Source organism: Pseudomonas sp. SMSB3, from assembly GCF_052041965.1.
Classification (GTDB): domain Bacteria; phylum Pseudomonadota; class Gammaproteobacteria; order Pseudomonadales; family Pseudomonadaceae; genus Aquipseudomonas.
This window is the reverse complement of sequence record NZ_JBKGGV010000017.1, coordinates 62,818-74,826: the sequence shown is the minus strand read 5'-3', so window position 1 is coordinate 74,826 and position 12,009 is coordinate 62,818. Positions and strand designations below refer to the sequence as shown.

General features: G+C 66.5%; 13 protein-coding genes and 1 riboswitch. All 13 genes read right to left on the bottom strand.

Translation table 11 applies throughout. The features are described from left to right. Positions 1-880 precede the first annotated feature (880 nt). The 13 genes from ACLEJW_RS21535 to cobO all read right to left on the bottom strand — a co-directional run bounded on the left by ACLEJW_RS21535 (position 881) and on the right by cobO (position 11,662). A complete protein-coding gene (locus ACLEJW_RS21535; protein WP_313303000.1) occupies positions 881-1,432 on the bottom strand; it encodes a glutathione peroxidase in 552 nt (183 codons plus the stop codon). A gap of 46 nt (positions 1,433-1,478) precedes the next feature. Next, positions 1,479-1,601, bottom strand: a complete 123-nt coding sequence (locus ACLEJW_RS21530) for a hypothetical protein (RefSeq protein ID WP_313302995.1) — start codon at positions 1,599-1,601, stop codon at positions 1,479-1,481. Continuing rightward, on the bottom strand, positions 1,598-2,800 hold the full coding sequence (locus ACLEJW_RS21525) for an MFS transporter (protein ID WP_409520685.1): 1,203 nt from the start codon (positions 2,798-2,800) through the stop codon (positions 1,598-1,600). The genes ACLEJW_RS21530 and ACLEJW_RS21525 overlap by 4 nt, the downstream gene beginning before the upstream one ends. A gap of 111 nt (positions 2,801-2,911) precedes the next feature. Beyond that, entirely contained in the window at positions 2,912-3,640 is a 729-nt protein-coding gene (locus ACLEJW_RS21520) for an adenosylcobinamide-GDP ribazoletransferase (protein WP_145193335.1), read from the bottom strand. A 1-nt stretch (position 3,641) separates the two neighbouring features. Next, the gene (gene cobC, locus ACLEJW_RS21515; RefSeq protein ID WP_440778228.1) at positions 3,642-4,199 is read right to left on the bottom strand and encodes an alpha-ribazole phosphatase family protein; all 558 of its coding nucleotides are present in this window, start codon (positions 4,197-4,199) and stop codon (positions 3,642-3,644) included. After that, positions 4,196-5,251: a nicotinate-nucleotide--dimethylbenzimidazole phosphoribosyltransferase gene (gene cobT / locus ACLEJW_RS21510; RefSeq protein ID WP_440778227.1), complete on the bottom strand. Its 1,056-nt coding sequence runs from the start codon at positions 5,249-5,251 to the stop codon at positions 4,196-4,198. The genes cobC and cobT overlap by 4 nt, the downstream gene beginning before the upstream one ends. Continuing rightward, positions 5,248-5,769, bottom strand: a complete 522-nt coding sequence (gene cobU, locus ACLEJW_RS21505; protein ID WP_313646782.1) for a bifunctional adenosylcobinamide kinase/adenosylcobinamide-phosphate guanylyltransferase — start codon at positions 5,767-5,769, stop codon at positions 5,248-5,250. Before cobU ends, cobT begins: the two co-directional genes overlap by 4 nt. A 1-nt stretch (position 5,770) precedes the next feature. Then, positions 5,771-7,225, bottom strand: coding sequence for a cobyric acid synthase (locus ACLEJW_RS21500; RefSeq protein ID WP_440778226.1), 1,455 nt, complete (start codon positions 7,223-7,225; stop codon positions 5,771-5,773). Beyond that, the gene (cobD, locus tag ACLEJW_RS21495; protein ID WP_313302983.1) at positions 7,222-8,214 is read right to left on the bottom strand and encodes a threonine-phosphate decarboxylase CobD; all 993 of its coding nucleotides are present in this window, start codon (positions 8,212-8,214) and stop codon (positions 7,222-7,224) included. The genes ACLEJW_RS21500 and cobD overlap by 4 nt, the downstream gene beginning before the upstream one ends. After that, complete coding sequence (cbiB, locus tag ACLEJW_RS21490; protein ID WP_313302981.1) at positions 8,207-9,115, bottom strand: adenosylcobinamide-phosphate synthase CbiB; 909 nt, start codon at positions 9,113-9,115, stop codon at positions 8,207-8,209. The genes cobD and cbiB overlap by 8 nt, the downstream gene beginning before the upstream one ends. Further along, positions 9,112-9,762: a 5,6-dimethylbenzimidazole synthase gene (gene bluB / locus ACLEJW_RS21485; protein WP_313302979.1), complete on the bottom strand. Its 651-nt coding sequence runs from the start codon at positions 9,760-9,762 to the stop codon at positions 9,112-9,114. The genes cbiB and bluB overlap by 4 nt, the downstream gene beginning before the upstream one ends. Continuing rightward, a complete protein-coding gene (locus ACLEJW_RS21480) occupies positions 9,759-11,054 on the bottom strand; it encodes a cobyrinate a,c-diamide synthase (protein ID WP_313302977.1) in 1,296 nt (431 codons plus the stop codon). Before ACLEJW_RS21480 ends, bluB begins: the two co-directional genes overlap by 4 nt. Next, positions 11,051-11,662, bottom strand: a complete 612-nt coding sequence (gene cobO / locus ACLEJW_RS21475) for a cob(I)yrinic acid a,c-diamide adenosyltransferase (protein ID WP_145193318.1) — start codon at positions 11,660-11,662, stop codon at positions 11,051-11,053. Before cobO ends, ACLEJW_RS21480 begins: the two co-directional genes overlap by 4 nt. Before the next feature lie 122 nt (positions 11,663-11,784). Next, positions 11,785-12,002: riboswitch (cobalamin riboswitch) on the bottom strand. Positions 12,003-12,009: the final 7 nt, after the last annotated feature.

Below are 12,009 nucleotides of genomic sequence, written 5' to 3'. Positions count from 1 at the left end.
TGCGACCTCAGGAGGCCGAGCGTAGGCGTCTGGAGGGCCCAGGGTGCGTAGCACCCCCGACGGCGTAGCCGGAGGACGCGAGCTGTACGACTTGCGTAGCAAGTTGTGGCCGCGCAGGGCCCGCAAGACGCCGAAGCGAGGGAACCCCGGAGCGCAGCGCAGGGGCCGGATGTGGGAGCCAGGGGTTTTTGCCTACTTTTTGACCCGGCAAAAAGTAGGACGCCGTAAGGGCGGAAAGGTGACTATGCGCCACCATCGCAAATGAATGCGCATGCTTCGTAAAAGCCATGACCATAGCATTAAAACATTGTAGCTAAGCTGCTAAATCCAACTTGCTATTTGCTGCTTGCTTTTTGCAACTTGCAACTTGCAACTTGCAACTTGCAACTTGCAACTTGCAACTGAAGATTATTAAAACTTCAACTACCTACTTATTGCTCTTTACTTGCAAGCTAACAGCAGCGACTGTTTTGACTTAGTTGTAGGTATTCATTGGCAGAGGCGACGCTCACTCACCTTTTCGCCTTTACGGCGAGTCCCTTTTTGACGGGGCAAAAAGGAACCAAAAACCCCTCGCTCCCACATCCGGCCCCTGCGCTGCGCTCCGGGGTCCCCTCGCTCCGGCGTCTTGCGGGCCCTGCGCGGCCACAACTTGCTTCGCAAGTCGTACAGCTCGCGTCCTCCGGCTACGCCGTCGGGGGTGCTACGCACCCTGGGCCCTCCAGACGCCTACACTCGGCCTCCTGAGGTCGCAATTTGCGTTGCCTGAACTATCGCGCGCTTAGAAGCAAGAGCAAAAACAAAAGCTAGAAGCTAGAAGCTAGAAGCTAGAAGCTAGAAGCTAGAAGCTAGAAGCTAGAAGCTTTGCTGATTACGGTGATTATTGTTTGGAGGCAATCGCCTTTTCGATTGCTGCGCGAAACTCGGGATCATCAGGCTTGGTAAGGCTGGAGAAGTTGGCAATCACCTTTCCCTGCCGATCAACCACATATTTGTAGAAGTTCCACTTCGGCGCACTGCTCTGGCGAGCCAACTCGGTGAACAACGGTATCGCATCCTTGCCCCGCACCGGCTGCGCCTTGGTCATGGTGAAGGTAACGCCATAGTTGGCATAACATACCTTCGCCGTCTTATCACTGTCGGCATCTTCCTGCTTGAAATCATTGGACGGCACACCCAGCATTTCCAGCCCTTGGCCATGGTAAGCCTGATAAGCCGCCTCCAACCCCTCGAATTGCGGCGCGAACCCGCAGTAGCTCGCCGTGTTGATCACCACCAACGGCTTGCCGGCAAAGCGCTGGCACAGATCGACCTGCCCCTTGCCGCGCAGCTCCGGCAAGCTACCCTGCAATGCCGCCGGGCAATCCGCCGCCCAACCGCTCGCGCTCGCCAGCATCCCCAGCAACGGCATCAACCACCAGTGTGCACGCATCGTTCGCCTCTCCAGCCATACAGTCCATGAACTTGCAGCGTAGCGCCTAACAGACGCTCATGCCCAACTGCATCAACGCCAGCCCACCGCGCTGCCAGCCCCACCAGACCAAGGCCAGCAACAGCCCACCCGCGGCCAACAGCAACCCACGCGCCAGGGAGCGGTTCATGCCGATTGCGCCTGCAGACGCGCCACCGGCCGCTCGCGCACCGGCCAGTTGAGCGCGGCAGCCAGCAGGCTGAGCAGGATCGAGATCTGCCAGACCAGGTCGTAATTACCCGTCTGGTCGTACACCACCCCGCCCAGCCAACCGCCCAGAAATGCCCCCAACTGGTGGAACAGGAACACGATGCCACCCAGCATCGACAGATTGCGCACGCCGAATACCGTGGCCACCGTGCCATTGGTCAACGGTACGGTGGACAGCCACAGCAGCCCCATGGCGATGCCGAACAGGTAAGCGCTCAGCTGCGTGACCGGCAACCACAGGAACAGGCCAATCACCACCCCGCGCAACAGATACAACGCGGTCAGCAAGCGCGGCTTGGACATCCGCCCACCCAGCCAGCCTGCGGTATAGGTGCCGACGATATTGAACAACCCGACCAGTGCCAGCACCGTGGTGCCCGTGGTTGCCGGCAGATGCTGGTCGACCAGATAGGCCGGCAGGTGCACGCCGATGAACACCACCTGAAAGCCACAGACGAAAAAGCCCAACGCCAGCAACCAGAATCCCGAGTGCGAGCAGGCCTCGCGCAGCGCCTGGGCCAAGGTCTGCTCGCCACCGTGGCTGGGCAGCGGTTGGTCACGCAGCAGCCCGACAAAGGGCACGATCAGCGCCACCAACAGGCCCAGTACCAGCAGCGCCGCCGACCAGCCCAGCCATTCGATCAGGCCAAGGGTGCCGGGCAGCATCGCGAATTGGCCGAACGAGCCGGCGGCGCTGGCAATGCCCATGGCCATGCTGCGTTTTTCCGCTGGCACTGCGCGACCCACCACGCCGAGAATGACCGAAAACGAAGTGCCCGACAGGCCGATACCAATCAGCAGGCCTGCGCTCAGCGACAACGACCACGCCGAATCGGCGGTACTCATCAACAGCAGGCCCGCGGCATAGAGAATGCCGCCGATGATCACGACTCGAGCCGCTCCGAGCCGATCGGCCAGCGCGCCGGCAAACGGTTGGGCCAAGCCCCAGATCAGGTTCTGCAGGGCGATCGCGAACGCGTATACCTCACGGCCCCAGCCGAAGTCGGCGCTCATCGGCGCCAGGAACAGGCCAAAACCATGCCGCACACCAAGCGAGAGCGCCAGGATCAACGCTGCCCCAGTCAACACCCACCCACTGGATCGCCACACCGAACTCATTCTTGTTATCTCCAGCCTATTGCAAGGTCATGCAGGTATAACCGATTCCAACGGCCCGTGTTGCAAGAAATTTCGCTGTTGCCGTTCATCCTCGCTGCGCCGACGCTGCACTCAGACGGCCAAGCCCACCAGCACGGTCAGTTCGAGCAGCTCCAGCATCGCGCCGGCAGTGTCGCCGGTAGCGCCGCCCAGGCGGGTGCACATCGATCTGCGCAACCACACGAATACCAGCGCCGCAGCCAGCATCGGCAGCAGGGCCTGCGCGCCGCCCAGCACCACACAGGCCAGCAGGCTGAGCAGCAGCACCCACTTTGCCGCGGTGCGCGGCAGGTGCTCGGCCAGGGCCTGGCCCAAGCCACCCCGGCGCACGTAGGGGGTGCTGAGAAACAAGCCAAGCATGGCCGCGCGCCCGACGATCGGCGCCAACAGCAACGCCACGCCCGCGCCCCGCTCGACGAGCACCCACAGGGCACAGAATTTCAACAGCAATAGCAAGACCAGCGTCACCACGGCGATCGGGCCGCTGCGCGGATCCTTCATGATCTGCAGCGTGCGCTCGCGATCGCCAAAGCCGCCCAGCCAGGCGTCGGCGCTGTCGGCCAGGCCGTCCAGATGCAGCGCACCGCTGAGCAGCACCCACAGGCTCAGCAGCAGAGCAGCCTGAAGCGGCGCGGCCACCCCGTGCAGCAGCAGGCTGGCCAGCCACAACAGCGCGCCGAACAACGCCCCGACCAGTGGGTAGAACAACAACGAGCGGCCCATGGCCTGAGGTTCAGGCATGCCCGGCAAGCGCACCGGCAAGCTGCTGAGAAACTGCAAGGCAATCCAGAATGGCAGCATGTCAGAGCACCTCGCGCAACGCGCCCTGGTCGTCCACGGTCAGCCGCACCAAGGCGCCATGGCCGACCTCGACCTGCAGCAGCTGCGCCTTGGGCAAACCACGGGCACGTGCCAGCAACAGGCGCATGACCCCGCCGTGAGTGACCAGCAGCACGCGCTTGCCGGCGTGCTGCTGCTGTAGTCGGGTGACCGCGCCCAGCACCCGTTCGGCGAAGCGGGCCACAGGCTCGCCGTCAGGCGGCGTGAACGCGTAAGGGTCGGCCCAGAAGCGGCCTAGTTCGTCTGCCTGGTCCTGCATGATCTGCAGCGCCGTGCGGCCTTCCCAGGCGCCGAAGTGCAATTCCTGCAGGTCGGCCTCGAGCTGCACCGGCACGCCCAGTTGCTCGGCAAATCGCGCGCAGCGTTGCAAGGGCGAGCTGACCACCACCTGCCAGGGGCCAGCCGAGACCAGCGCAGCGTGCATCTGCGCCCAGCCTTTGGCCGTCAGCGCATCATTCAGGCTGCCACGCAGGCCGCCGCCCTGCTCCGTTTCACCATGGCGCAACAGATCGAGCATCATGCCGGACGATCCGCCACCGCTGCTTCGGCGAACGTCGCCATCTGCCCATGCAGGTCGCACGCCAGGCGCAGCAACGGCACCGCCAGCGCAGCCCCGCTGCCCTCGCCCAACCGCAACCCCAAGGCCAGCAACGGCTCGGCATGCAGCGCCGCCAAGACGGCCTGGTGACCCGGCTCCGCGCCCTGGTGGGCAAATAGCATCCACGCGCGGCTCTGCGGGCTCAAGCGTACCGCCAACAGCGCGGCAACACTGCAGATGAAGCCATCCACCAACACTGCAATCCCTTGCTGGGCGCAGGCCAGGTAGGCCCCGGTGAGCGCGGCGATTTCGAAGCCACCGACGCAGGCCAGCGCGCGTAACGGCTCATCGGCGCGCAGCGTATGCAGCGCCAGGGCGCGTTCGATCACCGCGGCCTTGTGCTGTACGCCGGCGCTGTCCAGGCCCGTGCCTGGCCCGCTCAGCTCACCTGCCGGGCAGGCCAGCAGCACACAGGCCACGGCAGCAGCGGCCGTCGTATTGCCAATGCCCATTTCGCCACCGATGAACAACTGCGCGCCCGTGGCCGCTGCGCGCGTGACGCTGTCACGACCGGCCTGCAAGGCGCCTTGCAGCTGCGCACCGGTCATCGCCGCTTGGCGGGCGAAGTTGGCGGTACCGGCGCCCAGGTGCAGATGGCGCACACCCGCCAGCGCCAGCGCGGGGTCAACGGTGCCCAGGTCGAGCACCTCAAGGCGGGCTTGCAGCTGCCGCGCGAGTACGCTGATCGCGGCACCACCGTTGACGAAATTGCGCAGCATCTGCCCGGTCACCGCTTGCGGGTAGGCTGAGACACCCTCCTCGACCACGCCGTGATCGCCAGCGAACAGGGTGATCGCAATCTGCTCCAGGGTGGGCCGTTCCCGACCCTGCAGGCCAGCCAGTTGCACGGCCACGCCTTCGAGCTGGCCGAGCGAGCCGGCCGGCTTGGTCAGTTGCTGTTGACGGGCGCGAGCCTGGTCCATGGCGGCGTGGTCGATGGGTTGGCAGGCGTCACGCCACCAGGCTGGGTTCATAGAGCGGGTCCCTTGAGCATGAGAGGAAGGCCAGCGACGGTCAGCACGACCCTCTGGCAGCGTTCAGCGATGGCCTGGTGCAGCCAGCCGGCCAAGTCAACGTAACGGCGCGTCAGCTCGCCCATGGGCACGACGCCCAGGCCGGTTTCGTTGCTGACCAGAATGAGCGTGCCCGGCAGTTGCTCCAGGCAGTCGAGCAGCGCCTCGCGCTCGGCGGCCAGGCGCTGCGGGTCGTCGAGCATCAGCAGGTTGGTCAGCCACAAGGTCAGGCAGTCCACCAGCAGGCAACGGTCCTCAGCGGCCTGACCACGCAGGACATCCGCCAAGGCCAAAGGCTCTTCGATGAGTGCCCAGTGTTCAGGGCGGCGCTGACGGTGCAGGCGCACCCGTTCGTTCATTTCACCATCGAGCGGCTCGCTGGTGGCGATGTAGGTGACGGCCAGGCCACTGGCACTGGCCAGTTGTTCGGCCAGGCGGCTCTTGCCCGAGCGGGCGCCGCCGAGGATCAGGCTGCGCATGTCAGGCGACTCCACACAGGCTGCGCAGGCGCGCGGTGTCCAGGTGCTGCTCGACCAGGTCCGCCAGGCGCTCGATGTCGCGTTCGCGCAAAGCCTCATAGTCGACCTTCTGCACCTGCTCGAGCCCTGCCCAGCGCAGCAACGCAGCGCACGACTCGGTGCCCTCGAACAGGCCATGCAGGTAGGTGGCGAGGATCTGCCCGTCGGCGCTGCGCGCGCCATCGCAGCGGCCATCGGCAAGCTGCACGGCCGGATGCTCCAGCGCCGGGCCACGGGTGACGCCCGCGTGAATCTCGTAGCCGGCTACCGGCGCCGCTTCCAGGCTCAGGGTTCCAGTAACGTTGCGCAGCTGCTTGTCGGCCTCGAGCAGCGTGACGTAGTCGAACAAGCCCAAGCCAGGGCTGGAACCGGCGCTGCCCTCGAGGCCCAGCGGGTCGTGCACTTCACGGCCGAGCATCTGCAGGCCGCCACAGATGCCGATCAACTTGCCGCCGTAGCGCAAGTGGCGGGCGATGGCCTTGTCCCAGCCGCGGGCACGCAGCTGTGCCAGATCGCCGCGTACGCTTTTCGAGCCTGGCAGGATGATCAGGTCGGCGGCGGGAATGGGCTGGCCGGGCCCGATGAATTGCAGATCGACCTGCGGATGCAGGCGCAGCGGGTCGAAGTCGGTATGGTTGCTGATGCGCGGCAGCACCGGCACGATGACCTTGAGCACCTGCTCCTGCTTGGCCGCCTGGCGCGTGTCGATGCCATCCTCGGCCTCCAGGTGCAGGTCGCTGACATAGGGCAGCACGCCCAGCACCGGTTTGCCGGTGCGCTGTTCGAGCCAGTCCAGACCCGGCTGCAGCAGGGCGATGTCACCGCGAAAACGGTTGATGACGAAACCTGCGATCCGCGCCTGCTCGCTCGCCGAGAGCAGTTCCAGGGTGCCGACCAGGTGAGCGAAGACACCGCCACGGTTGATGTCGGCGATGAGGATCACCGGGCAGTCCACGGCTTCGGCGAAGCCCATGTTGGCAATGTCACCAGCGCGCAGGTTGATCTCGGCCGGCGAGCCAGCGCCTTCGACCATCACCACCGGGTAGGCGGCGCTCAGCCGCTGGTGCGAAGCCAGCACCGCTTGCATGGCGATGGCTTTGTAGTCGTGATAGGCCACCGCGTTCATGCTGGTGACCGCACGACCATGGATGATCACCTGGGCGCCGGTATCGCTGTTGGGTTTGAGCAGCACCGGGTTCATATCGGTATGCGCGGCCAAGCGGCAGGCCTCGGCCTGCACCGCCTGGGCCCGGCCGATCTCGCCACCGTCGGCCGTCACCGCGCTGTTGAGCGCCATGTTCTGCGGCTTGAACGGCACCACGCCGACGCCCTGGCGCAACAGCCAGCGACACAGGGCGGTGACCAGCGTGCTCTTGCCGGCATCGGAGGTGGTGCCTTGCACCATGAGCGTGGTCATGCCATTTCCTCTTGATAGTCGCTCAGCGCTTGGGCCAGGCGCTGCTGCTCGGCGGCAGTGGCGGGCAGGCCAAAGCGCAGCGCGGCGGGCTGTTCGAACAGGCGCACGAGGATGCCGCGGCGCGCCAGAAAGTCATGCAGGTACGCGGCGCGTTCGCTGCGCACATACTGGAACAGGTCGCAGCCACCGTCAGGCGCCAGGCCGCTGCGCTGCAACGTGGCGGCCAGGTGCGCAGCGGCCACGGCGCAGCGCTCGCGCTGGGCAGCATGCGCCGCGTGGTCGGCGAAGCAGGTTTGCGCCACCCAGCGCGCCGGGCCGCTGACCGTCCACGGCCCCAGCAACTCGGCCAGGCGCTGCAGCAAACCGGGCTCGGCTACCACGCAGCCCAAGCGCAGGCCGGCCAGGCCAAAGAACTTGCCGAACGAGCGCAGCACGATCAGCCCCGGACGCTCGGCACAGTCAGCGACGCTGCACGTCGGCGAGTTGTCCATGAACGCTTCGTCCACCAGCAGCCAGCCGCCGCGTGCGGCCAGGCGCGCGTGCCAGGCGAGCAAGCGTTCGCGAGCGATACGTTGGCCGGTGGGGTTGTTGGGGTTGACCAGCACCAGCACATCGAGCTGGTCCAGGTGCGCCTCGACCTGGTCTTCGCTGAGTTCGATCAGGTCATGGCCGGCCCGCCGCCAAGCGTGGGGATGCTCGGCGTAACAAGGCCACAGCACCCCTACCCGCCCAGGCGCGCGCAGGGTCGGCAAAGCCTGGATCGCCGCCTGCGAGCCGGCCACCGGCAACAGTTGGTTGACCCCGTAATAGTGCCGAGCGGCCTGTTCCAGGCCGTCATCGGTTTCCGGCAGGCGCGCCCAGGCCTGCAGCGGTATCGGCGGAATCGGATAGGGCCAGGGGGCAATGCCGCTGGACAGGTCGAGCCACTCCTCGCGGGCAATGCCATAGTGCTGGATTGCCCGCAGCAGGCGACCACCGTGCTCAAGCATCGAGGTATGCCCCCAGGCAGATCAGCAACAGCCACAGCCATACACCGCGCTGCACCAGGTGCCAGCCGCTGGCGATGGACTGGGCATCGGCCACCGGCCCCTCACCCAGGCGCGGACGCTCGTGCAGCTCGCCGTGGTAGACCGCCGGGCCACCCAGCTCGACCCCCAGCGCACCGGCACCGGCGGCCATGACCGGGCCGGCGTTGGGGCTGTCCCACAGCGGCGCCTGCCGGCGCCAGCAGGACAAGGCCAGGCGCGTCTTGCCGAGCACGGCGTAGGTCAGTGCCACCAAACGCGCAGGGATGTAGTTGAGCAGGTCGTCGATCCGCGCCGCGCACCAGCCGAAGCGCTCGAAACGCTCGTTGCGGTAGCCCCACATGGCATCCAGGGTGTTGCTCAGGCGGTACAAGACCACGCCTGGCGCCCCGGCCACCACGAACCAGAACAACGCGGCGAATACCGCATCGCTGCCGTTCTCGAGCACCGACTCGGTGGCCGCGCGGGCCACGGCCGGCGCATCCAGCTCGTCGGTTTCGCGGCTGACCAGATAGCTCACCCGTTGCCGGGCCTGGGCCAGATCACCCTGGCGCAGGGCATCGCCGACCGGCATCACGTGCTCACCAAGGCTGCGCAGGCCGAGGGCGCAATACAACGCCAGCACATCGACCAGCCAACCGATCAGCGGCAGCCAGGACAGGATCAGTGCCAGCAGGGTCAGCGGCACCACGGCCAGGAACCAGGCGCTCACCCCATGGCTGCGCCAACCGCGCCCGGCGGCGTTCAAACGGCGCTCCAACGCCGATGCCAGGTTACCGAAGCCGACCAACGGGTGGCGCCGCTTCGGCTCGCCCAGCAGTGCATCCAGGGCGACCCCGGCCACGGTCAGCAAAGCTACGCTCATGGGCGTTCTCCCCAATGGTTTTCATACAGCATGTCACTCAACGGCCGCTGCTCGGCCCAGTTTTCCTCGACCAGCATAGGCTGCGCATAAAATGCCTCGACCGGCCCCAGACACAGCACGGCCACCGGCTTGGCCCCCGCCGGCATGCCCAGCAGCGAGGCCAGGGCCTGGGGGTCGAACAGCGACACCCAGCCCAGCCCCAGCCCCTCGGCACGCGCCGCCAACCACAGGTTCTGGATCGCGCAGGCAAGTGAAGCCAGGTCCATTTCGGGCAAGGTGCGACGGCCGAAGATGTGCGCCTCGCGGTTGTCCATCAAGGCGGCGACCAACACCTCGGCGCACTGCTCGATGCCCTCGACCTTGAGTTTCATGAATTCATCGGAGCGCTCGCCCAGCGCCTGGGCGGTGCGCACGCGTTCCTGCTCCACCAGTACCTGGATGCGCCCGCGCAGTGCCGGCTGGCTGATCCGAATGAAGCGCCAGGGCTGCATCAAGCCGACGCTTGGCGCCTGATGTGCGGCGGTCAGCAACCGCCCCAGCAGCTCGGGCGGCACCGTGCCGCCAGCGAAGTGGCGCATGTCTCGGCGCTCGCCAATGGCCCGGTAGATCGCAGCGCGCTCGGCGGCGCTGTAGGCGTGGTCAGTCATGGCCGCAGCAGCGCCGCCGTCGCATCAGGGTTGGAGGGGAAATAGAAGTGCACGTAAGAGGCGGTCAACCGGCCCAGGCGATAGACCGCTTCGTTGCCGCGCCCGCCATTGGGGCTCAGGCCGCGGGCAATCGGTTGCAGGACCGTGCTGGTCAGCGAATGGTGATAGGTGTGGCCGCGCAGCGTACCCTCGGGCAGCTCCACCGCTTGCAGGGCCAAGGCTGCCAGGCGCTTCTGCATGGTCGCTTCTCCGCCCAGCAGACCGAGCAGCTCGGCGCGCTCGCCGGCCACGTCGGTCAGGGCGTCGAGCAGATACAGCATGCCACCGCACTCGGCCAGCAACGGCTTGCCCTTGGCGTGGTGGGCGCGAATCGCCGCGAGCATCGGCGCGTTGGCGGCCAGGGCGTGGTGATGCAGCTCCGGGTAGCCACCTGGCAGGTACAGCGCGTCGACAGTCGGCAGCGCCTGGTCGTGCAGCGGTGAGAAGAACGCCAGCTGGGCGCCCAGCTCACGCAACAGGTCGAGGTTGGCGCCATAGAGGAAGGCGAAAGCCTCATCGCGCGCCACGCCGATGCGCACACCGGCAAGCGATGGGGCGGGCGTGTGCAGCGCCGGCGCGGCAAAGCTCACCGCGGGTGGCAAGGCGGCGTCGCAGCTGTCGCCCAGCGCTTGCGCCGCAGCGTCCAGGCGGGCATCCAGGTCGTTGAGTTCGCTGGCCTGCACCAGGCCCAGATGGCGGCTGGGCAGCTCGATGCCGCGCTCGCGCGACAGGCCACCGTACCAGCGCAGGCCCTCGGTCAGGCTGCCCTCGAGCAATTGCGCATGGCGCAGGCTCCCGACGCGGTTGGCCAGCACCCCGGCAAACGGCAGGTCCGCCTGGTAACGCGCCAGGCCCAAGGCCAACGCGCCAAACGTCTGGGCCATGGCGGTGCCGTCGATCACTGCCAGCACCGGCACGCCGAAATGGCGCGCCAGATCGGCACTGGACGGCGTACCGTCGAACAGGCCCATTACCCCTTCGATCAGGATCAGATCGGCGTCTTGCGCCGCTTCCCATAGAAGGCGACGACTTTCCTCGGCACCGATCATCCACAGGTCGAGCTGGTACACCGGCGCGCCGCTGGCGCGTTCGAGGATCATCGGGTCGAGGAAGTCAGGGCCACACTTGAACACCCGCACCTTGCGACCAAGGTTACGGTGCAACCGCGCCAGGGCGGCGGTGACCGTGGTCTTGCCCTGGCCGGAAGCCGGTGCCGCGATCAGCACGGCCGGGCAGCTGCGCGCGTCTCTCACAGCTCGACGCCCTTCTGTGCACGGATCCCGGCCTGGAAGGCGTGCTTGAGCATGCCCATTTCAGTGACGGTGTCGGCCAGTTCGATCATTTCTGCCTTGGCCGCACGGCCCGTGACGATCACGTGCTGCATCGGCGGCCGCGCCTGGATGTCACTGAGCACCTGATCGAGATCGAGGTAGCCATGCTTGAGGGCGATATTAAGCTCGTCGAGCACCACGAACTGCACGCTCGGGTCTTGCAGCAGTTGCCGGGACACCGCCCAGGCCGCCTCGGCGGCGGCGATGTCACGCTGGCGATCCTGGGTTTCCCAGGTGAAGCCTTCGCCCATCACGTGATAGCGCACCTGCTCGGGGAAACGCCGGAAGAACAGCTCCTCGCCGGTGCTGTTACGGCCCTTGATGAACTGCACCACGCCGCATTGCATGCCATGGCCCAGGGCGCGGGCGAGCATGCCGAACGCCGAGCTGCTCTTGCCCTTGCCGTTGCCGGTCAGCACCAGCAGCAGCCCGCATTCATTCGGGGAGTTGGCGATGCGCTCGTCGATGACGGCCTTCTTGCGCTGCATGCGCGCCAAGTGGCGTTCGTCGCGTTCGGGGGTTTCGCTCATGGGGTTCTCCGCAGGCTGGCGCCACGCATCGAAGGTGGGGCGACAGATAGTAGGCAGGCATACGGAGAACGCGCAGATGCCGCAGCGCTTGGCCACGGTGCACCGCGCATCACCCTCCGTGATGCCGTTGGCAGTATCAGGCCGGTCTCCGGGCTCGTGAGCGGGCCTTCAACCCTGGCCTGCGCGCCTTCCCGGGCTTGCACCCAGTGGCCTTGCGCGACCGCTACTCACCTACCGTTGCGGGGGCAGCGCCGGAATCGCGCCTGCTGGCGCACACCGGCTTCCCAGTTTCACCCTGCCCAGTCGACGCTGGCAGGGCACCTGAAACACGCCGCGAAGGTTAGAGG

Coding starts and splice junctions, on each gene's coding strand:
- cbiB (WP_313302981.1), bottom strand. CDS start 9,115: ATGAGCGTAGCTTTGCTGACCGTGGCCGGGGTCGCCCTGGATGCACTG.
- bluB (WP_313302979.1), bottom strand. CDS start 9,762: ATGACTGACCACGCCTACAGCGCCGCCGAGCGCGCTGCGATCTACCGG.
- ACLEJW_RS21535 (WP_313303000.1), bottom strand. CDS start 1,432: ATGCGTGCACACTGGTGGTTGATGCCGTTGCTGGGGATGCTGGCGAGC.
- ACLEJW_RS21520 (WP_145193335.1), bottom strand. CDS start 3,640: ATGCTGCCATTCTGGATTGCCTTGCAGTTTCTCAGCAGCTTGCCGGTG.
- ACLEJW_RS21525 (WP_409520685.1), bottom strand. CDS start 2,800: ATGAGTTCGGTGTGGCGATCCAGTGGGTGGGTGTTGACTGGGGCAGCG.
- cobC (WP_440778228.1), bottom strand. CDS start 4,199: ATGATGCTCGATCTGTTGCGCCATGGTGAAACGGAGCAGGGCGGCGGC.
- ACLEJW_RS21530 (WP_313302995.1), bottom strand. CDS start 1,601: ATGAACCGCTCCCTGGCGCGTGGGTTGCTGTTGGCCGCGGGTGGGCTG.
- cobO (WP_145193318.1), bottom strand. CDS start 11,662: ATGAGCGAAACCCCCGAACGCGACGAACGCCACTTGGCGCGCATGCAG.
- ACLEJW_RS21500 (WP_440778226.1), bottom strand. CDS start 7,225: ATGACCACGCTCATGGTGCAAGGCACCACCTCCGATGCCGGCAAGAGC.
- cobD (WP_313302983.1), bottom strand. CDS start 8,214: ATGCTTGAGCACGGTGGTCGCCTGCTGCGGGCAATCCAGCACTATGGC.
- cobU (WP_313646782.1), bottom strand. CDS start 5,769: ATGCGCAGCCTGATCCTCGGCGGCGCCCGCTCGGGCAAGAGCCGCCTG.
- cobT (WP_440778227.1), bottom strand. CDS start 5,251: ATGAACCCAGCCTGGTGGCGTGACGCCTGCCAACCCATCGACCACGCC.